Annotated in this window: 15 protein-coding genes; 2 read left to right on the forward strand and 13 right to left on the reverse strand. The window is 42.9% G+C overall.

Features of this window, described 5'->3' with window-relative positions; genetic code table 11:
• Window positions 1-7: 7 nt before the first annotated feature.
• The 9 genes from L6773_RS13255 to L6773_RS13295 form a co-directional block, all read right to left on the reverse strand.
• Window positions 8-2734, reverse strand: coding sequence for a PAS domain-containing protein (locus L6773_RS13255; protein ID WP_237854913.1), 2727 nt, complete (start codon window positions 2732-2734; stop codon window positions 8-10).
• A gap of 135 nt (window positions 2735-2869) precedes the next feature.
• The gene (gene pheA / locus L6773_RS13260; protein ID WP_237854914.1) at window positions 2870-4018 is read right to left on the reverse strand and encodes a prephenate dehydratase; all 1149 of its coding nucleotides are present in this window, start codon (window positions 4016-4018) and stop codon (window positions 2870-2872) included.
• A 3-nt stretch (window positions 4019-4021) separates the two neighbouring features.
• The gene (locus L6773_RS13265) at window positions 4022-5734 is read right to left on the reverse strand and encodes an ATP-binding protein (protein WP_237854915.1); all 1713 of its coding nucleotides are present in this window, start codon (window positions 5732-5734) and stop codon (window positions 4022-4024) included.
• 42 nt (window positions 5735-5776) lie between these two features.
• Window positions 5777-7060: a hemolysin family protein gene (locus L6773_RS13270; protein ID WP_237854916.1), complete on the reverse strand. Its 1284-nt coding sequence runs from the start codon at window positions 7058-7060 to the stop codon at window positions 5777-5779.
• A 92-nt stretch (window positions 7061-7152) separates the two neighbouring features.
• Window positions 7153-7944 (reverse strand): enoyl-CoA hydratase/isomerase family protein, encoded by a 792-nt coding sequence (locus L6773_RS13275; RefSeq protein ID WP_237854917.1) that lies wholly within the window; start codon window positions 7942-7944, stop codon window positions 7153-7155.
• Window positions 7941-8825, reverse strand: a complete 885-nt coding sequence (locus L6773_RS13280) for a hypothetical protein (protein WP_237854918.1) — start codon at window positions 8823-8825, stop codon at window positions 7941-7943. The genes L6773_RS13275 and L6773_RS13280 overlap by 4 nt, the downstream gene beginning before the upstream one ends.
• A gap of 4 nt (window positions 8826-8829) precedes the next feature.
• The gene (locus L6773_RS13285) at window positions 8830-9282 is read right to left on the reverse strand and encodes a hypothetical protein (protein WP_237854919.1); all 453 of its coding nucleotides are present in this window, start codon (window positions 9280-9282) and stop codon (window positions 8830-8832) included.
• A 10-nt stretch (window positions 9283-9292) separates the two neighbouring features.
• Window positions 9293-10054: a PspA/IM30 family protein gene (locus L6773_RS13290; protein ID WP_237854920.1), complete on the reverse strand. Its 762-nt coding sequence runs from the start codon at window positions 10052-10054 to the stop codon at window positions 9293-9295.
• An 82-nt stretch (window positions 10055-10136) separates the two neighbouring features.
• A complete protein-coding gene (locus tag L6773_RS13295) occupies window positions 10137-11483 on the reverse strand; it encodes a thymidine phosphorylase (protein WP_237854921.1) in 1347 nt (448 codons plus the stop codon).
• Window positions 11484-11575: 92 nt separating this feature from the next.
• Here L6773_RS13295 and L6773_RS13300 point away from each other — a divergent pair, with 92 nt between their 5' ends.
• Complete coding sequence (locus L6773_RS13300; RefSeq protein ID WP_237854922.1) at window positions 11576-12682, forward strand: 4-phosphoerythronate dehydrogenase; 1107 nt, start codon at window positions 11576-11578, stop codon at window positions 12680-12682.
• 64 nt (window positions 12683-12746) lie between these two features.
• Here the strand turns inward: L6773_RS13300 and L6773_RS13305 are convergent, their stop codons facing one another.
• From L6773_RS13305 to L6773_RS13315, 3 genes are all read right to left on the reverse strand, one after another.
• Window positions 12747-13514 (reverse strand): TatD family hydrolase, encoded by a 768-nt coding sequence (locus L6773_RS13305; protein ID WP_237854923.1) that lies wholly within the window; start codon window positions 13512-13514, stop codon window positions 12747-12749.
• A gap of 197 nt (window positions 13515-13711) precedes the next feature.
• Window positions 13712-14560 carry a hypothetical protein gene (locus L6773_RS13310; protein ID WP_237854924.1) on the reverse strand — a complete coding sequence of 283 codons (849 nt, stop codon included), beginning with the start codon at window positions 14558-14560 and terminating at the stop codon, window positions 13712-13714.
• Window positions 14561-14810: 250 nt separating this feature from the next.
• Window positions 14811-15764, reverse strand: coding sequence for a methylenetetrahydrofolate reductase (locus L6773_RS13315; protein WP_237854925.1), 954 nt, complete (start codon window positions 15762-15764; stop codon window positions 14811-14813).
• A gap of 205 nt (window positions 15765-15969) precedes the next feature.
• Here L6773_RS13315 and metH point away from each other — a divergent pair, with 205 nt between their 5' ends.
• The gene (gene metH / locus L6773_RS13320) at window positions 15970-19668 is read left to right on the forward strand and encodes a methionine synthase (protein ID WP_237854926.1); all 3699 of its coding nucleotides are present in this window, start codon (window positions 15970-15972) and stop codon (window positions 19666-19668) included.
• A gap of 260 nt (window positions 19669-19928) precedes the next feature.
• Here the strand turns inward: metH and L6773_RS13325 are convergent, their stop codons facing one another.
• Complete coding sequence (locus L6773_RS13325) at window positions 19929-22397, reverse strand: outer membrane beta-barrel family protein (protein ID WP_237854927.1); 2469 nt, start codon at window positions 22395-22397, stop codon at window positions 19929-19931.
• Window positions 22398-22549: the final 152 nt, after the last annotated feature.

Raw genomic sequence — 22549 nt, forward strand, 5'->3', positions numbered from 1 at the left:
TATCGGTTTAATGAATAGGAACAACTACTGATACAATCGTCCCTCTGTCCTTATTACTAACAATATCTAAATTTGCAGACATAGCACCAACTCTGGTTTTTATACTACGTATTCCAAGGCCATTTTCGCCTGCTTTATTGATATCGAAACCTACGCCATTGTCCTCAATTGTCATGAGAACCTCGCCCTCTGAATAGACCAGTTGGACCTCAATTTTTGTAGGATTTGCATGTCTTGTAGCGTTGTTTAGGGCTTCTTGTAAAATTCTATAGAGGTTTATCTGCACTTTATCGGAAAGTTCAACGTCATTCAAATTTGAATAAAAATAGACATCAATATTGTGCAGTTTTCGAAGCTGATTTGTTAGCGATTCGGCGGCAAGTTCCAGTCCATAATCCTGTATGGCTTTCGGCAGGAGGTTTTGCGAAATACTGCGTGTTTCAGAAATTGCATGATTCAGAAATCGAAGGCCGGCTTCAAATGTGGATTTTAGTTCATCCGGGATCTCCCCGATATCTTCATACACAGACTTAAGGTTCATATTAGATGCCGAAAGGTACTGACCCAGTCCGTCGTGAAGTTCTTTGGCAATTCGTTGTCGTTCTCTCTCTTCACCTTCAATAATGGCACTGATTGCTCGCTCCTCCGCCTCACGCTGATCAGTAATATCATTTGCGATGACAAGCCGTTGTTTTTTGCCTTTATATAGAATGTTGGAGGAGGATATTTCTACAATTATTTTTTTACCATTTTTTGTTTGATGAATGGTTTCGTGAAAACTTGCCCGATGTTTGTCCGAATATTCATTAAGTACCTTTTTTAAATATTCAACTTCCGATTTCGGTCGAATATCAAAAATGGATAACCCAATCATCTCCTCTTCTTTATAGCCATATTTTTGGATTGCCGCTTCATTTACGGTGGTAAATTGAAGAGAATCGGGGTCGTAAATAAACATCGGTATGGGATTCTGCTTAAACAGCAGCCTGTACTGTTCTTCGGATGCTTTCAACTCCTCTTTCGCTATAACGTCCGCGGTGATATCTGAAATGGTGCCCACCATATATTCATATTCATCATGGTCCCTTTTCAAGAAATATCCGCGATCTACAACATGTGAGTAACTTCCATCTCCATTTTTAAACCGGTAATATGAAGTCCAGTATTCACTCTGTGATTCCAATACTTTCTTAAGGCTGTTGATGATTTTTTCTCTATCCTCCGGATGGATATTGCTTTCCCACCATTCGTAAGTGGGGGGCACAGTATCTTCCGGATAGTTAAATCGGGCCTGCCATCCTTCACTCCACCAAACATGATTGGTTTTCATGTTCCATTCGTAGAGCACATCGTTCGAACTTTTTGCAATCATCTCAAACCGGTGACTCTGGTGACGCAGCGCTTCCTGGTATTCAATCTCCTTTGTTTGGTCTACCATGGCACCAATAATCCTGCGGATACTACCATCATCATTTCGAATTATAACCGCAGAATCTTTAATCTTTCGTAAGGTTCCGTCGGCGGCAATAAATTCATACTCTTCGTTCCACTGAAGATCACCCGACTTTTCGGCTTTTTTCATACTATTGTAAACCCTCTCGCGATCATGTTGTGCGATATGAGTTTTCCAAAAGTCTGGATCTCCCTTATAGTCTTTCGGGGCATATCCGAATACGGTTTCAATACCTTCACCCCACCAAAGTTGATTGGTGTAAGGCTTCCATTCCCAAATAACATCACTGGTTAGGTTTGAAGCAATTTCGAATCGCTGGCGCTCTGCATTAATACGTTGCTCTATATTTTTTTGATTTGTAATGTCAACGTGCGTTCCCACGAGCTTGGTGGGGTACCCTTCATCATCCCATTCAACAGCACGGCCCCGATCCAAAATCCAGACCCAATGCCCGTCTTTATGTTTCATCCGTACTTCAGATTCATAGATAGGGGTCTCACCGGAAAAGTAACGTGCGATTTCATTCTCAAACTTGTGAAGATCATCAGGATGAAGCAATCCATTCCAGGTTTCAATACTGATGGGTTGTAGTTCATCCAGCGTGTATCCAACGAGGTTGGCCCAAACTTCATCTAAGACAGCTTTGCCGGTTTGTGGGTGCCATTCCCATAATCCCACGTTTGAGCTGGTTGTGGTGATATGCAACCATTCCTGGTTCTTTTTGAACTCCTGTTCAATTTTTTTTCTCTCCGTAATGTCAAGCCCAATTCCGATCTGGGTCTCGTCGGAGAGTTTAATATTTGTCCAGGTTGATTGGATTTCTTCGCCGTTTTTAGTCACCATTTTAAAGTCTTTCCAACCGGCGTTCGATTTATCCATAAATTCTCTGACCTGCTTTTGATAGTCTTGGTCGGGATAAATCTTGTCCATTACATTTATCGAGTTGATCTCCTGATTGCTCCAGCCGGTAACATTTTCAAACTCGTTGTTAACCGATATTTCCGATAGATCAGGACGATACACCGTAATCATCACCGGTATGGTTTCAATGATGCGCCTCTGTAACTCTTGCTCTCTCTTAAGGGTTTCTTCATGGCTTTTAACCATCCAGTAAAGGAATAAACCAGTTGCCAGCACATAAAAGTAACCTTTTATGATCTGAATCCTGGTAATGAGCTCTTCGCCCTCAACCATAGATTCCACCAGCTGATCCGTCGTGGTGATCCAGAGAAGGGCGATACCTATGTAAATAAAAGTTATGCGAAGCGGTGTAAACTTCATGACAGCCGACATTAGTTGCCCCTAACATTACAATATTGAAGTCTTTCAATCAACTTCAATACAAAGTGCCTCTCATTAAAAATGAATTCAATAAGATTTTTAAAACTACAGATGCCGGTGCAAAAGCAGCAGCTCTTACCATTTACCTTCACGAACCGGGTAACTGCCTAAGTTCTTAAAATACTGGGCTTTTTTCTGAAGTTTTTGGAGGGCATCCTCAATTCGCGGCTCCTGCATGTTGCCTTCAATATCAAGATAAAAAAGAGACTGCCATGGATGCCCCATCCGCGGTCGGGATTCAAGTTTCGTCATGTTAATTCCGTTGTCGCCGAGAAGATTCAGGCACTTCAGTAGGGCACCTTTTTCATCTACCGTTGCAAAAATCAGGGAAGTTTTACAGTTGAGCTGGGGATCGCAGGTAACCGTTTCGGGACTTACGATAACAAATCGAGTATAGTTCTCTTTTTGATTGGCAAGATCGCGTTTCAGGATTTTTAAACCGTAAATTTCAGCTGCAAATGCACTTGCAATTGCTGCCTGAGAGAGATCGGCATCATCCCGTACTTTTCGGGCAGCCATCGCCGTATCGAAATAGGATTCAACGTGACAGCGAGGCAATGAAGTTAAAAACTTGCTGCATTGTGCAATCGCCTGAGGATGAGACAAAATTCTGCGTATGTTTTCAACCTGGACCTCTTCCGGCCCCATCAAACAGTGTTGCACTTTCAGAACTTCCTCACCAATAATATACAGCTCTTTTTCATTCAGCAGATCATATGTATCGTTGATCGACCCCGCCGTAGTATTTTCTATGGGGAGAAAACCAACATCCACTTCGCCGTCTTCAACAGCTTGAGCGGCCTCATCAAACCGGGTATACCCAATGCATTCCACATTGGAGTATCGCTGTTCAAAATGACGCATGGCTGCCTGGTGGCTAAATGCACCGTCGGTTCCCTGGTACGATACTCGAATCGTCTCATCTCTGGATCTGTCATTTTGATGATCCATCAGGGCATGAGTCTGATACCGAACGGAATGGTGGATAATCTCCCTGAAAAGCTGCTCCAGGAAATAGGGGTCCATCCCAACTTCGGGTGCCTTGTGGCGAATTTTCTCGAGAAGTTTTTCCTCCCTGTCGGGATCGCGAATTTCATCCTCACGCTCAAGTTTATCATCAAGAATTTCGCGTACAATCTTTTGCCGTTCACCGAGCGCTTTTACAATCGTTTCGTCCAGCTTATCGATAGACTCCCGAATTTCTTTCAACCTGTCTCTAGACATCTCTTACCGTATGGTTTGTTTTAATTCCTGAATTCGAGTTAAAATTTTATTTCGATCTAATTTACGAAATCGTTCAGGCAATAGCGCCTTTGATGTACATTCCGAAACAGCCGTTAATGTTTGCAGCTCAACTTCTTCAGGATAAGTAGGAGGAAGAAAGTCTTCAAATACCTGGTCCAGAATTTGTGGAGTTGTTTCTTCTAAATCTTCAGAAGCTGTTTTGAACTTCGCACGGGTGAGTGCGGCTTCCATATCTGCACCGGAATAGTGAGTATTTCCTTTTAATACAGTTTTTGGGATATGATTTTCAGTGACTTTAATCCCGGTTTTTTTCTTCATTGCATCAAACAGCTCAATTCGTTCCTCTTCCGTTTCAGGTGGGAATAGTGCAATGTGTTCTTCGGCACGTCCCTGTCTTTTCAGGTCAATCGGCATGAGATCGGGACGGGCTGTCATCAGGAACCATAAAATTCTGCCACGGTTCCGGGTATCACTCATAAATGTAGCAATCTGTGAAAAAACCCGGCTCGACACGCCGCTATCTCCCGAGGCAGCACGATCTCCAAGATAAGCATCCGCTTCATCGATCATCACGGCTACAGGCGACATCGCTTTCAAAAGACTCAAAATCTTTTCGAGGTTACCTTCCGTAACTCCCTGCCATTGACTTCTGAAATTTTTCAGTTTAACCATTGGAATTCCTACCTCACCCGAAAAACAAGTTACCATGTAGGTTTTACCTGTTCCAACAGGCCCGCAGACAAGATAGCCCATCGGGATTACATCGTGTCGTCCGGATTTTAACGCCTCTACTGCATGCCGTAGATGTTTCTTCACATTTTTATGGCCGGCAACATTGTCGAGTGTAGCGTCTGTCGTTACAAACTCTAGCAGTCCGTACGCCTCAGCCTCAATCATCTCTTTTTTGATCGCAGTAAGCGAATCGAAGGTGATTTTCTCTGAATTTTGGACGGCATTTTGGAGTATACTTTTTAGCTTGAGAAATCCAAGGCCTGCCGTCATTTGAGCCATCACCGGTTTGGGAACTTCGGAAATCTCTTCATAAGTATCGGGATGGCACTCCTGTGCGATATATGAAAGACGATCGCTCTCATTTGGAAGCGGGATTTTTAACTCAGATGAGTATGGATTCTGCACCAGCGTTCGGTTCAGGTCAGATAGGTTTTCCGTGAACAGAACCGTGGTAAAATCGGCGGCGAGGAAAAGGGGATCATGTGCCCATTTCAAAAGGTAAACAAGTGCATTCCGGTCTTCAGACCCGGTACTTCCCGCTTCGTTTACCGGCACTATGGTTTCGGCAAAATCAACAATTAAAGCGATGCTCTTTTTTTGATCCAGCCGTGAGCGGATATACTGTTCCAAGACATTAAAAGCACCAACGGGATCTTTAGGTAATTTTTTGGCGTATTCGGTCCCGATCAGCGAATCTCTTCCTGCGAGAGCCCGGTTGAAATCTCGCTGAGAATCCTGGTCTCGAAAATAGATTCCGGATGCGCGATCATAAAAAAGGACAATATCCCTGGCGCCAAAAAACTCCTCTGCCATAAACGTTTTTAGCCGCAGGTACCGGTGCTTATCTTCATCTTTTATGGAAACCAAGTCGTTTACGTTTCCATGGATAACAAACTGGTTCAGCGTGCGGCTCAGGTATTTTTTGGCAAGTTCTTGTGCCCAATGTGGATATTTTTCAATCATCTGACTTTTCCTGGAATGTTATTGAATATCAAACCGGGTTGATTATTCACCGGTCAGCGTAATCAATTTAACGTTTTCGAGTTTACTCTGCGTAGCTTTGGTAATGATAAATGTGTTACCGTGAATTTGAAGCTCTTCATTAACTTTGGGGATTCGACCGGTATAATGGATGATATACCCGGCAACAGTTTCAAAATCTCCCTCCTCAAAATCCAGATTAATTTCGGGATGAAGCTCAATCAGTTCATCCAGTTCAACAGAACCTGAGAGCAAAAAGGTATTATTTGATAGTTTTTTGATCTGGTCATCTTCCTTGTCATACTCATCCTGTATATCGCCAACTACCTCTTCGATCAAATCTTCAATCGTTACCATTCCGGCTGTACCACCATATTCATCAATTACGATGGCAACAGATATATTACTTTGCCTGAATTCGGTCAACAGATCTTTCGATTTTTTACTGGAGGGAATCAGGTTAACCGGCCGGGTAATCTGGCTGATACTTTTCGGGTTGCTGAAAAGGTCGTAGGCAAAAACAACGCCAATAATGTCATCAATGGTATCCTGGTACACGGGAACTTTCGAGAATCCCGATTCAATAAACGCTTTCTTCAGCTCTTCGAGTGTAGCGTTTCGGTCAATCGCGACGATTTCAGTACGGGGTACCATCGTTTCGCGTACCCGTTTGTTAGACAGTTCAAGCACGTTATGGAGTATCTCTGAATCATCATGATCGATCTCCTGGCTGCCGCCGCTGTCTTTCAGTTCCCTGAAAATCATCTCTACATCCTGGCGTCGAAATACTTTATCACTTCGCTCATTTCCGATATTAAAGAGATTTACAATTAACCCGGATGAATAATTAGTGAGAAAGATGAGAGGAGACAGAACATAGTTGGTAATTCGGAGTGGAACCGCGATAAATGAGATCAAAAAATCTGCCTGAACTCTGAAGATCGCTTTTGCAAGGATCTCACCAAATAGAAGAATAATGATCGATGCGACCATGGTCTGAATGAAGAGGATCATTGCCGTTGTGGGCATTTCACCTGCAAACTGTTGGTAAATTACCTGGATGGGTTCAACCAGGAAAACAGCCATAAGTGTGGCATAAATCACGTTGATAATGTTGTTTCCTACCAATGTCGTCGTAAGAAAATTTTCCGGATTATCACTAAAAAAAGCCAGGGAACGTCCGCGGAATGTGTCTTTTCTGGACTCAATTTCGAGCTTTAATTTGTTAGCCGTAACAAAAGCCATTTCCGACCCCGAGAAAAATCCACTGATAAAAATGGCTGCAAGTATGTAGAAGAGTTCTGTCATAATGAGCTGTAAAGATACAACGAACTTTTGGAAGAAAAATCTTTCAGAATAGGTTTCAGTCGATCTCGAAAGTTCTTCAAACAGAGGTGTAGTTAGTTTCCGGTAAATTTGGCTTTGCGTTTCTCAAGGAAAGCAGAGGTACCTTCTTTGAAATCATCCGTTTCGCAGAGCCGGCCAAATAGTGTAGCTTCCTTGGCGAATCCGTTGGACCTGAAGCCGGCATTGATGGCAGAAATTGAAGCAGTGAGAGCCTGGGGACTGTTTTTTAAGATTTGAGAAGCGAGCTCTTTTGTTTTTTCAAGAGCATTCTCTGTACTATGAACAGCGTTTAAAAGCCCTGACTTTTGTGCCTCTTCGGCTTTGATTTGTTTGCCGGTTAAAATCATCTCCATCGCTTTCCCTTTCCCGACCAATTGAGGTAATCGCTGAGTTCCGCCATAACCCGGAATCAACCCAAGAGATACTTCCGGTAATCCAAAGACAGCATTTTCTGTTCCAACGCGGATGTGGCAAGCCATTGCCAATTCAGCTCCACCTCCAAGTGCGTACCCATTAACGAGTGCAATTACAGGTTTTGAGAACTGTTCAATACGGTTAAATAAACTTTGTCCCGTGGCTGAGGTTTGTTCACCACTCTGTTTATCAAGTGTACTTAGTTCTTTGATATCGGCACCAGCCACAAATGCTTTTTCGCCGGCACCCGTTATGATGGTCAAGTGAATGTGATCTGCTTTTTCAATAAAATCAAAAGCATCCCCCAAATCATCCAGAACCTGTTTATTTAAAGCATTTAATTTGTCAGGCCTGTTGATTGTGAGGATTGAGATCCCATTGTCATCAGTTTCAAGTAAAACTGTTTCGCGTTCGAGTGAAGTTGAACTCATATCGATTTTTTAACTTTTTCTCCGGTCTCTTTTCGAAGCTCTTGAGCCTCTTTTTTCAGTTGTGCCAATTCGAGTTCCCTGTCCATATCCTCAAATCCGGGAAGCAGATTCGAATCCATCTCCTCAATAATATTTGTGGTCTCTTCCATCTCAGAAAGCAGATGATCGAGTTGTGTGCCAACATCTTCTGCATTCGGCATCGTCATCGATTGTTCATAGATGTACCGAACGGCGTCTTCAATCGTTTCCAAATGAGTTTCACAAATCAGGTATTTCTCTTTGGCTACATCAAACTTATTCAGGCGCTTGTTGAGTATAGATAGTCTTCGTTGTCTTGTTTTCTTCAGTTTTTCTGAATCAATTGTCTCGAGATCGTTTTCCTGTTCTTCTACTTCGCGCCTAATCTCTTCCTCAACTTCTGAATTCATGTAGATCTGGAAACGACGATTCATATCCAGAAGAGTGAGATAGGTAGACAATAGGTCATCCACTTTGTTTTCAATATGCTCAAGCATACCTTTTGAGGTATAGGGTAGTGTATCGAAATTTTGTTTCACCTCTTTGGTGATATGTTTCAGAACCAAAAAACGTTTCTGCGATCGCGCATCCAGTTGGTAGAAAATAACCTTGTCGTTCGATTCATCCGACTGTTCTCTCCTCTTTTTAAGCTCCATACTCTTCTGAAATGCCGGGAGTTTTGGCACAATACCCAGGTACATCAACTCTACACCAAATGTAAATGCGAGAATGGCATTCGAGATCAATCCCACATCATTTAAAACCAATGCGGTTATAGTGCCGACAAGCAGGCAAACCAAATTAACCGGGTGGAGAAAGGCCTCTTTTGTAAAATTTATGGATGATTCGTTGTCCTTTGCCATAGCGTTAGGCTATATCGCTGTCGTTTTTATTATCGGTAGAGTCTGATTCTGAACGAGTTCCGGGGCCAATCGTTTTTTCAGCATGGAGTTCTTCTGCCTGTTTTTCGATTTCCCTGTAAAGAAGGCCCATATCTGCTTTAATTTTCTTAAGGCTTTCACGGGCTCTCTCTTTTTTCAGTTCTTCATCAAGTTCAGAAATGTCGTCCGGCTGTTCCAATATATGTTCCATGGCAACGTCGAGCCGCGCTTCAATTAGCGACATTTTCGTACGAACTTTTCCGAGAAATTCATCTACATTTTCGAGCAGTTGGTCCGCATTCATTTGATGCAGCGCCTCATTCACGTTTCTTACGTACTTGGACCGACGAAGCTTCTCCTTCGTCTCCCGGATCTTTCGGTAATGGTCTTTATACTCCTCTTTGAGGCGTTCCCGTTCCTGTTCGCTATTGCTGCTCATGACCGTTCAGTTAAGACTTGGTTTTCTCTTTGCCAACCGTTTTTTGGGATTCTTTTTCGGTTTTAGCCGGCTCTTCAATATCGATGGTTTTGTCTTCTTTAGCTTTTGAATCTTTGCCCATCTCCAATTTGAACTGATTTACCAGTTCTCTGGCTCGCAGCTTCTCAGCGTTGGCCTCAATCTCCATTGTTTCGGTATCCACACTTTCGAGGGCGATCTCCATTCTGGCTTCATTTCGGGCCGTTTCTTCATTCAATCGGTTGACCATTTCGGAGTGGGTCTGATCCAATCCGCCCATTTCGAATGATTCAAGCGCATCTGCTACTTTTGCCTGCCACTCGGCCCGTTCGCTTGCGCGAAGAGCTTCCCTTGCTTCTTTAATCTTTCGATCTTTCTCACGCATGAAAGCCTGTTTTACCTTCAGAGCTTTTTCATACGCTTGTTCAGCATATTTCAGCTGTTGCTTGGAATGTTGCAGGTTCTCTTTCGCTTTTTCGAGTTGAAGTGCATAGCCTTCGGCAAGATCGTCGCGGTCAGCCTCAATCGCAGATTTGATTTTTGATGTGATTTCGGAAATTGATTTTTCATACTTCTCAACCTCTTTCCGGAGCATCATTGCGTTCGCTTTAACGGTAGTGATGTTCTCGTTCATTTGAGGAATCTGGTCGTTCAATTCCCGAATGTTCTGTTCAAGGATAAGTTTCGGGTCTTCCATTGAACTGACAAATCCGCCAAAAAGTGATTTGATTGCTCTTATAAATCGTTTAAACATGGTTTTTTAGCTTATTGAAGTTAATGCCCTGATGCATGACGCATCATATAAAGTTAATAGTTTTCTTTTTATTCGCAATTGTTTATGCCCTAAAATCGTGAACCCCTTTTTTATCAACACGATGTGTTACCAGGTTCAGAGGCTTCGGTGCCTTCTTCTTAACAGAGATGGCATCTTTCATACCTTCGATTGCGGCATGAATTGTCTCCTCCTTGTTCGTATAGAGTGTTGCAAATGTTTCACCGGCTTTAATTCTATCACCAATTTTTTTATGAAGAACAAATCCCGCGGCGGGGTCTACGTCCTCCTCTTTTTTTCTGCGGCCGGCACCAAGTTCAACGGATACCATTCCCATTGCATGGGCATCCATTTCATTGATATATCCATCTTTATCATACACAATATTCTCCTGGTATTCAGCCCCAACGAACGTTTCAGGTTTTTTAATAACGGAACGATCTCCGCCTTGTTCTTCAACAATATCAAGCCATTTTTGGAATGCTGATCCATTTCCTACTGATTTTTTACTCATTTCAATTCCTTCTTCAACCGAGTCTGCTTTTTTACCGAGGCAGATCATCGTTCCGGCTAACAGATGTGTGATCTCCATCACATCCTCCGGCCCGTTTCCACGCAAGCAATCAATACTTTCCTTCACCTCCAGCCAATTTCCAACGGCATTACCCAAAGGTTGCTCCATATTTGTGAGGTAAGCGATGGTTTGTTTGCCAAACTTCTCTCCAATACCTACCAGGGTCTGTGCGAGTTTTGCAGCGTCTTCGCGTGTTTTCATAAAAGCACCTGAGCCGAATTTTACATCTAAAACCAGGGCATCAATTCCCTCAGCCAGTTTTTTGCTCATAATACTCCCTGCAATTAATGGAATGGATTCTACCGTAGCGGTCACATCGCGAAGAGAATAGAGAAGTTTATCCGCAGGGGCTATCTCTTCCGTTTGACCTGCCAAAACAAGGTCATGTTTTTTGATGATCTCTTTATAGCGATCCAGGTCCATGTCTACCGAAAAACCCGGGATGGATTCAAGTTTGTCAAGTGTTCCGCCGGTATGTCCCAATCCACGCCCGGAGATCATCGGAACCGGCACGCCGCATGAAGCTACTATAGGTGCGAGGATCAGAGAGAGTTTATCACCCACACCACCGGTAGAGTGCTTGTCGACTTTGGTACCGGGTATTTCATCAAGATCAACAACAATTCCGCTATGGAGCATTGAGTTGGTCAGGGCAGCGGCTTCTTCGGTATTCAATCCGTTCAGAAAAGAAGCCATTAAAAAAGCACTCATCTGGTAATCAGGAATTTTACCGTCGGTATATGTTTGTACCAAATAGTGAATCTCATCTTCAGTGAGAGCCTGGTTTTCTCGTTTTTTCCTGATGAGGGATACCGTGTTAAATGATGAATCAGACATCGCTATTTTTTAAATCCTGAGATTTCTTTCTGTTCTATTATAAAGGAATATACAATTCAAACATTCTCTATTCATTTTCCTATCATTGATCTATGAAAGTTTTTGCTGATAAATACCTGTATGCACTCGATCAACTGATTCCCGAAGATTTTGAACTGGAAACCTATAATCCTGATATAGGATTTCCTAAAGATATTAATCGCTTTGATGCTCTGCTGATTCGAACGGTTACAAAACTAAATAAGGAGACCCTTTCGGAGGCCGGGAATCTGAAATTTGTGGGATCAGCCACTGCCGGGTTTGACCATGTTGATGTGGATTACCTGAATTCGCTTGGGATAGATTTTGCCCGGTCGGAGGGATGTAATGCCAATGCTGTGGGCGAATATGTCCTCACAGCATTATACCGCTGGGGACAGCTTCGGAATGAAAAAATCGAAGATCTGAAAGTTGGAGTCGTTGGATGTGGAAATACGGGTGGATCATTGATCGGATATTTACAAAAGCTTGGGATTGAGTACGTTGCCTATGATCCGCCAAAAGCTGATAGGGAGAAGAATTTTAAATCGGCTGACCTGAATGAGTTATTAGCGTGCGACATTCTCTCCTTTCATACTCCTCTGACTCAAAATGGAACTAACGCCACCTATCACATCTGCAGCAAACATTGGCTGGATCACAGTTTTAAGCTGATTATCAATGCCAGCCGAGGCGGTGTTGTGGATGAAAAGGCACTACTTGAGGCAAAAAGACTTGGACTCGTTCGGGATTTTGTATTAGATGTTTGGGAAAACGAACCGGTTTTTTCGGATGAGGTAGCCAATCAGGCATTTCTTGCAACCCCTCATATTGCCGGGTATTCAAAAGAGGCCAAATGGAAAGCGAGTGAAATAGTTGTTCGAAAAATGGTTGAGTTTTTTGGTGAGGAGTATTCACCGCCAAGACAAAATGAACAACCTGAACGCTCGGGTTTGGCTGAACCCGGAGATTTATCATTTGAAGATTTTCTCTGGAAAAATCATAAGATTGATTTTTATGATCAGAAGTTGAGAAAATTGATCGGTTTATCTGATGGGAAGAAAGCCCAAAAATTTGCCGATTTACGATCAAATACCCCAACCCGATTTGAATTCAAAACTGTTATCGATCAGTATTCAAACTCAGACATTTTGCCTGAAGAGCTAAAGGTTTTTCGTTGAACTAAATTGGCCACAGAGACACGGAAGCTCACTGTAAATTCAGTGTAGCTCTGTGCTTCCGTGGCTATTTAATCCCAAATAGCTCAAATGCATTTCGCGTTGTTTTTTCGGCAATTTCTTCAACCGACAGATTTTTTAACTCCGCCAAATTTTCAGCGATATTTTTGATGAAAGCCGGTTCATTTCTCTTTCCGCGATACGGGACCGGAGCCAGGTAGGGCGCATCTGTTTCAAGAATAAGTTTTTCCATCGGCATTTTTGCGACGGTTTTATCAACCCCGGCATTTTTAAATGTTGAAACTCCGCCCACGCCCAGATACAATCCCAAATCAAGAGCCCGTTTTCCTTCATCTTCTGTTCCTGTAAAACAGTGCCACACTCCTTTTAGGGATCCATCCTGTTCCTCCTCAATCAAATCCAGCAGGTCGGTTGTACTTTCGCGATTATGAAGAACAATTGGTTTGCCGGTTTGTTTAGCTGTTCGGCAATGTATTCGTAAACTCTCTTTTTGTTTATCAACAAAATCAGTACTCCAATAGTAGTCCAAACCCGTTTCGCCGACTCCGACAAATTCGTCTGTTTTACAAAGCTCTATCAATTTTTCTTCATCCACAGGTAAATTCTCTTCAACACTGCATGGATGAATTCCCGCCATATTGTAAAATGTAATTTCCGAATGTCGGAGCTGATCCATCTGCTCAATCGAATTCCAGTCAATGGCCGGCAAAAAAATGTGCTTAATTCCTTCTTTTGATGAACGATCCAGAACCTCGTCGAGATCGTCTTTGAATTTATCGAGATATAGGTGGCAATGGGTGTCTGTGAGAATCAATTTTGTAATAGATTTTTAGATGAAAAACGGAAGATAAGGATTTCATCTGCCCCTTTGAAGGGGGCAAATCAACAGAGATGACTCAGGGGGATGACCGAAACTTTAAATAAGTTCAGGCTCGAGCGACACGAACACACCCCTGATTCCTCCGCTGAACGCTTCGGAATCTTTCCCCTCTCAAGAGGGGAAATCTTGTCTCACTCAAAAAGGTCTTCACCGGATTTGATTCGTTTCCGGTAAGAGGCAATAACCGGGTACCGAACTTCAACTTTTTTGTAACCTAACTGGTTGAAGAGAGGGATCAATATCGATTCATGTACTTTTGCAACTTTCCCGGTACATACAATCTGCTCCTGACCGGTTAATTGTAAAGTGGAGAGCTGATTGTTGATGAAATCTGTAAAACCATCCCGTATCAGGGATTCTAACTCAGGTGGTATCGGTTTAACAAGAACCTGGCCTGCTATAGAGGCAAGCTCGCGATTTGGTTTTCCGGCGCGATAGATTCGGTTCATCATTTCGGAGTAGCCTACAGATTCCAGTTTTTCTTCCAGGAAATGAAGAGTTTCGGGATTGCCGGTTTTTCGGAAATACATTTTTAGAATACGACGACCGAGATCGGCAGCGCTTCCCTCATCCCCAATTGCATAACCAAGCGCAGCAGATTTGTTAACCAAGCTACCATTTTCAATTTTTGCGCTAATGGATCCGGTCCCTAAAACAACGACCACTCCATCACCCTTTCCGAAAAATGCTTTTCCTGAACCATCCAGGTCACTTTTAATTTTCAAGCTGGCCCGTGGAAATATGGGTTGCAGAAATCGCATTACAATTTCATCGGAAACCGGGTTTCCGCAACCGGCACCAAAGAAATAGATAAGATCCGGTGAGAGACTTCCAATCTGGTGCTTCAGATCAACGCTGTCGCTCATCATCTGGATGTTGGAAGGGTGTAAACCCTGGGTCTGGATTTGAGTGGTTTCTTCTCCGTCCACATACAGCCAGTCGGTTTTAGTAGCTCCACTGTCGGCAATCAGGTATTTCATAAACAGGAGTTATGTTATGGTTAGTTGCTTGTTGTCAGTTGTGTGTTGTCAGTCGTTGATATACAACAAACAACACACAACTGACCACTAACAACTACAAGGGCTGGCGCAAGTCTCCAGACTTGTGTCCTTCGATATAGGTCACAAGCGATTCAACTATGCTAAAGCTTCGTTGACCAAGGACGCATGCGCCATTAGAACCATGGAGATTCTGAATCAAGTTCAGAATGACAATACTTTTCACTCCAAATCACTTCGCCTTCAAAAAGTCAATTACATCCAATGCGGGTTGTGGATTACCCATTATGTAATAATGAATTCCCGGTGCTCCTTTTTCCATCAACTCAAGAGATTGCTGCTGTGCCCACTCAACTCCGATGTTTTTTACATTATCCGGATCGGCATCCACCTCGGCAGTTAATTCATCAGGAATTGTAAGATGAAAATATTTTGGCAGTGATTTCAGATGGTTTGTAGTCGTCAAAATCTTTAAACCGGGAATTATCGGTACATCAATACCGGCAGCTCTGCATTTGTCAACAAATCTGAAGTAAGCGTCATTATCAAAAAACATCTGGGTAACAATGTATTCTCCCCCCGCATCCACTTTGTCTTTCAGTTTTTTGATGTCCCAGTCCAGGTTTGGTGCTTCAAAATGTTTCTCGGGATAACCGGCCACACCCACACAGAAGTCAGTTGCTTCTGCATTTACGATATCCTCCAGGTATTGACCATTATTCATATGATGAATCTGTTTCACAAGATCAATCGCAAACTTGTTTGCCGTACCATTCATATTCAATGAAACCTGGGATCCCGTATTATCTCCCCTTATGGCGAGCACATTGTGAATACCTAAGTAGTTGAGCTCAATTAAGGCGTCTTCGCTCTCTTCTTTGGTAAATCCTTCGCAGATGAGGTGTGGTACCGGGTCGATGCCGTATCGGTGGAGGATGGCTGCACATAATCCAATCGTGCCGGGACGTTTTCTTCGTACGATTCGCTTCAATGAGCCGTCCGGTTGTTCCTCCACATAAGATTCTGCGGCGTGGTAGGTTACATCAATAAATGGAGGCCGAGATGCTTCAACAACCTTATCTAAAGATTCAAACACAGACTGTACTGACCCACCTCGTTTAGGGGGTATGATTTCAAATGAGATCAGAGGTTCAGATGCTCTATCGTAATGTTCAATAACTTTCATAAAAAAATACTGTAATTGATGCTCAAAATGTTGATTTTATAAGACTGTTTCAGATATTGTATTTTTTGATATTTCCCAATCATCAATCTTACTGGAGTCCATTTAGTGGAATCATTGAAAGATACATTGAATTCATCGCGAACGTTTCCAAAAGAAACAGTTTTGTGATTTATATGCAATTTCAGATCAATAAGAGTAATAATTTATGAGTCATTTCCAACATCCAATATTTAAGCTTTTACAAGAACGAATTTTTGTACTTGATGGAGCCATGGGTACAATGATTCAAGGATATAAACTATCTGAGAAAGACTACCGTGGTTCCCAATTCAAGGATACATCAGACGATCAAAAAGGGAATAATGACCTCCTAAGTATTACTCAACCAAACATTATAAGGGAAATTCATTCCAATTTCCTCTCTGCCGGAGCGGATATTATTGAAACAAACACTTTTAATGCAAATCCGATCTCCCAGGCGGATTATAACCTCCAGGACCAGGCCTATGAACTGAATGTTGCTTCTGCAAAAGTAGCCAGGGAGGCGGCCGACGAGTTCACAGAGAAAAATCCGGATAAACCGCGATTTGTAGCGGGTGCTTTAGGCCCAACAAATAAAACACTTTCGCTATCACCGGATGTTGAAGACCCCGGGTACCGGGCAATAACATTCGATGCTTTAGTGGATGCGTACACAGAGCAGATTCGCGGATTGGTTGATGGTGGTGTAGACACTCTTTTGATTGAAACTGTATTTGATACGCTGAATTGCAAAGCTGCAATTTATGCCGTTCATAACTATTGCCGGAAAATCGGGAAGAAAATTCCCATCATGATTTCCGGTACGATTGTTGATCAAAGCGGAAGAACGCTCTCCGGACAAACAACGGAAGCCTTTTGGATCTCCGTTCAGCATGCAAACCCTCTCTTAAGTGTTGGACTGAACTGTGCCCTGGGATCAAAGCAGATGAGGCCATATATCCAGGAGCTGTCAAATCACGCCAGTTGTTTTACCAGTTTATATCCAAATGCCGGTTTGCCGGATGAGATGGGAGAGTATGATGAGACTCCTGAATTCATGAGAAAGCAGATGCAGGAGTATGCCGAAAATGGATTTGTAAATATTGTGGGTGGATGTTGTGGAACCACACCGGATCATATTGAGGCAATGGCGGATGAGGCCAAACGGCATAAACCCAGAAAGTGTCCTGATCCAAAACCCTACTTAAGATTGAGCGGACTGGAACCGTTGGTGGTACGTCCTGAAACTAATTTTGTAAATATTGGTGAGCGGACAAATGTAACCGGTTCGGCGAAGTTTAAGCGGCTCATTAAAAACGAGGAATATGAAGAGGGACTTTCTGTAGCACGCGATCAAGTTGAAGGGGGTGCACAGATTATCGATATCAACATGGACGAAGGGCTACTGGATTCTGAACAGGTGATGAAAGATTTCATCAACCTGATGGCCGCTGAGCCGGATATTGCACGTGTGCCGTTTATGGTAGACAGTTCAAAGTGGAGTGTTATTTTATCGGGCCTGAAAACCACTCAGGGGAAAAGTGTGGTGAATTCTGTTAGCCTGAAAGAGGGCGAGGAAGCTTTTAAAGAGCAGGCTCGCAAGATTTTAGATTTCGGAGCAGCGGTTGTGGTGATGGCATTTGATGAAAAAGGCCAGGCCGATTCGCTGGAACGCCGAAAAGAGATCTGCAAACGTGCGTATGATATCCTAACAGAGGAGGTGGGATTTGCTCCGCAGGATATTATTCTCGATCCCAATATCCTTACTGTTGGTACAGGAATTGAAGAGCATAATAATTACGCCGTTGATTTCATTGAAACGGTTCGGTGGATCAAGGAAAACCTACCGTTGGCTAAGACAAGTGGAGGGTTGAGTAACATTTCATTCTCATTCCGCGGAAATAACGTGGTTCGGGAGGCGATGCACTCGGCATTTCTTTACCATGCGATTGATGCCGGCCTGGATATGGCCATCGTAAATGCAGGTCAGTTGGAAGTGTATGAGGAGATCGAACCAAAACTAAAGGAACTGGTTGAAGACGTACTCTTAAATCGACGTGATGATGCCACAGAGCGTTTGGTAGAGTATGCCGACAAAATCAAAGACCAGGATAGCGGCGAGGTTAAAGCGAAGCAAGATGCCTGGCGTGACGGGACAGTAGAAGAACGTATTAAACATGCCCTGGTAAAAGGAATTACGAATTATATCGAAGATGATGTGGAGGAGGCGCGCCAAAAATATCCACAGCCGATTGAAGTTATTGAAGGGCCGATGATGGCGGGAATGAATGTGGTGGGCGACCTATTTGGGGCCGGAAAAATGTTTCTCCCGCAGGTTGTAAAAAGTGCCCGCGTGATGAAAAAAGGCGTGGCGGTGCTGATTCCATACATTGAAGAAGAGAAGGAAAAAAACAAAGATTCCGAGCCCAAGGCAAAAGTTCTCCTGGCAACAGTGAAAGGAGATGTACACGACATTGGCAAAAATATTGTGGCCGTAGTTCTGCGGTGTAATAATTATGATGTGATTGACCTTGGTGTGATGAATCCCGCGGAAAAAATCCTGGCTGCTGCCAAAGAGCATAAAGTGGATGTGGTTGGGCTGAGCGGATTGATTACGCCGTCGCTCGATGAGATGGTGCATGTGGCCAAGGAGATGTCACGCGAAGGATTTGAAACGCCGCTTCTTATCGGAGGGGCAACCACTTCAAGGATGCACACCGCTGTAAAGATTGCGCCATCCTACGAGAACCCGGTGATTCATGTGTTGGATGCATCCCGAAGTGTTACAGTAGTCAATCGGCTGGTTTCCAAAACATTGAAAAATGGATTTTTGGATGAGATTCGAGAGGAGTATGAAGGCCTGCGGGATCAATACAGCAGCCGGAGCAAGCGGAAGACATATCTGTCCATCCGTAAAGCTCGTGAGAACCGGACAGAGATTGATTGGGATGAAACGGATGTAAAAACGCCCAAAAACTTAGGAGTAACTACTTTTAAAAACTTCCCACTCTCCAAACTTCGGCGATTTATTGACTGGGGGCCATTCTTTATCGCCTGGGAGATGAAAGGAAAATTCCCGGATATTCTTGAGGATGAAAAAGCCGGAAAAGAAGCACGGAAGCTTTTTGATGAAGCCAATCAGCTTTTAGATAAAATCATTAACGATAACCTGCTGACCGCGAATGGTGTACTGGGGCTTTTCCCGGCAAACAGCGTAGGTGACGACATTGAAATCTACACAGACGAATCCCGCGATGAAGTTCGTACCGTATTCCATGCATTGCGTCAACAGTCAAAGAAACGAAGTGGACAACCGAATAAAGCGTTGTCTGATTTTGTAGCTCCGAAAGAGACCGGAATTCAAGATTATATGGGAGCTTTCGCAGTTACAACCGGTCATGGTGTCGATGAGTTGGTGGCCAAGTTCCAGAAAGATCACGACGACTACAATGCAATACTTGTAAAAGCTCTCGCAGATCGATTGGCTGAGGCTTTTGCCGAGTATCTTCACAGAGAGGTACGAACTGATCTCTGGGGATACTCACCGGATGAAGATTTTGACAACGAAGAATTGATCCGAGAGAAATACGAGGGCATTCGGCCGGCGCCGGGCTATCCCGCTCAACCGGATCACACCGAAAAACGAATTTTGTTTGACCTGCTGGATGTGGAAGAATCGGCTAAAATTACATTGACCGAACACCTTGCCATGTCACCGGCATCATCTGTAAGCGGACTCTATTTCGCGCATCCCGAATCGAAATATTTCAACCTCGGCAATATTCAAAGAGACCAGGTTGAAGATTATGCCGAACGCAAAGGGATGAGTGTGGAAGAAGTGGAGAAATGGTTAGGTCCGAATTTGGCATATGAGAAGGAGTAGAAAATTTGTGTAACGTGAGCGACTTGGATGTCGCGAGCGTCTCGCTCGTGCCCCTTAATTTCGTGCAATAGCGAGAAGTTTACGATATACCGGAAATCTCAATGAGTTTTTTATACACAAAGACTAGGTTTACCCGGACTTATTTCACATATCAATATCAACAAATCGATTTCATCAAATAGTGAATATGCACCTTAAATGTAACAGATTCACGATCTGTAATTTTTATGCTTAATTTGATTTTTTCAACGGGTTAGATATTAATTAACTCTGTTTTGCTCTTCTTCAGACCCTGAATCCACATTCACTGCCCTCAAGCTGTTGTTCCCGAAATTCCAGGAAAAAGTCAGGCTAATTTGTTGCCTGTGCCAGTCTAATCTCATACTCGAATCTAAATTGGCGGATGGAACATCAGAATCTACTTTCCATACGTCGGTGTATAAAATATCATTTGCAGAAAGTCTAAGGGTTCCGCGACCGTCGCCAACTTTCTTCTGAACACCAATATTCAGAGATCCCTGGGGTCTGAATTGCATGATTCCCCACACCGATTTTGAATTGTAATATCCTGAAACCTCGAATGCAAACTCTTTCGGAAGTGTGATTGTATTGGTAATGTTGATATTCAGCCCAAAAATCTCATCTGAGATGTTATTTTGAAGGTGTGCAGTTTGGAATAATTGGTATCTACCCGACAGGTTGGATTGAACCTGCCACCAGGAAGTGGGAAAAACCTGGTAACTTAGTGTTGCTGCGTATGTACGGAGATAATCAAGATTTTTTGCAGTGTAGGTCAGTTCATTTGATTCACTGTTCACTTCAGGTTGAAAAGCACCGATCTCATCTTTGGTATGTGTGTACTGAAGCGAGATCAGAAGCGAGCGTAACTGAAGATCCATCGTTACTCCATCTGAGATAGCCGGTTGAAGAGACGGAGTTCCGGACAAAAAGGTTCTTGGACTCATGAAAAAGACAAAGGGGGCCATGTCATTAAACGTAGGCCGTGTTATTCGTCGGTTATATGAAAAACCAATGCGATTATCATCAGAAAGGTCTTTGCTAATGAATACTGTTGGAAAGAATTTTCCATATTCCCGGTCAATGAGTCCTTTTTCGTCAGTTGAACTGAGATAGCTATCGGTATACTCGTACCGAAGGCCCGCATTCATCTGCAACTGTTCAGATGGCTTCCAACTGCCAGAAAGATATGCGGCTCCAATATTTTCTGAAAGATTTGCATCACTGGTAAAACGGTCGTCGATCTCCCAGGATCCGTCAAAGTTATTTTTGACTGAGACATCATTCACAAATTCAGACAGTGTTCCTTTCACTCCTGTTTCAATAGAAAAAGTACTTGAAGGCTGGAAGGTGTAATCTACTCTTCCAACCCAGATATTTATTGGAGTTTCTTTCTCTACATCAATCCCGCCGGCTTGATACAAACTTCGATCTCCTTCAATGAATTCATTTTGATATACGGATGGATTCTCGTTTATGTAATGCAGATAATCAAAATCAAAGCTAAGGTTCTGATTTTCATTAAAAGAGTGATCAATACTCGCGTTTATCATTCCATTTCTCCAAATATTTCTCTCACGAATACCCATATCAAAAATCAATGTGGAATCAGGTCCAAGATTGTTAAAATTGTTGCTTAAAGCTTGTTGATCCCAGTGCCTTCTGTAACCACTTACTAAAACACCGGCCGTTGTTTTTGACCCAATACTATATTCCAATCCCATTCGCGCATTTTGAACATTCGTTGTAGGTTCTCGCTTTTGATCTTCCCGGATTTGTTCGGTAAAGCTGTTCTGAACCAGGAATCGGTTGTTCAGTATATTTTGTTCAGTACGATCATAATTAATAGAATAATTCAGGAAATATGCGAGCTTTCTGCCCCTGTAGTTATAATTCAGATTTCCTCCCAGCGTCTCAGCTGCATTGTATGCCAGATTAGTTCCAATTGTCCCATTACTTCCAAGATCTTGCCGTTCAATCATGACGATATTGATAAGGCCTGCATTTCCTTCAGCTTCATATCGTGCGGGAGGAGTGCTGATCAATTCAATCTGTTCAATATTCGCCGCACTCATCCCATCGAGCATCTGAAGAACGGCATCAACGGGCAGGCGTACAATCTTATCATTAATCATAACCCGTACTCCTGCTTTACCACTCATGGATATACTCCCGCTTTGACGATTTACCTGGATACCCGGAGATTTTTCAAGAAGCTCCAGTGCACTATTACCCGAAGAGGTAATGCTTTGCTGAACATTGACAACCAAGCGATCGATTTTTTTCTCGAAAAAAGGCCTTTGTGCTGATACAGAAATTTCATCCATCTCTTCAAGAGATGTATAAAGCATAATGGTATCTGTAAGAACCGGAGCGTTATTTACATCGAATGGTTCTGTAATTTGGGGTTGATAACCGATAATTGAAACTGACAAAAGATAAGAGCCCGGCATAATTTGCTGAAATTCATAGTGACCCGTTTCATTTGTTATGTTTCCTTTTACTAAGGTAGAGTCTGCAGAATTAAGCAAAAGAACATTCGCAGCTGGCACGGAATTTTCTAACTCATCGGTCACTATACCGGTTACAGATACCTGTGCTTCTGCATCGAAAACCAATCCAAGCAAGATAAAGCAACTTCCCAGGATCGTAAGTAAAATAAATTCTAGTGGTTTATTAGCTGAATTTAGTATGTGGTGAAAGTGGCTCATTGATACTCTGGGTTTAAGTTGAATGCCTACTCTGTTTAGAACTTTTCGGCAAGGTCTTTTCCAATTAAAATGTAGTTGGTGAGATTACAGAGGTCTTGCACAATTGGTACAATTGTTAGGACTATTCTATCATAACTTGCTGATTGAGATGA

Source organism: Rhodohalobacter sulfatireducens (assembly GCF_022012475.1).
In the GTDB taxonomy this organism is placed as follows: domain Bacteria; phylum Bacteroidota; class Rhodothermia; order Balneolales; family Balneolaceae; genus Rhodohalobacter; species Rhodohalobacter sulfatireducens.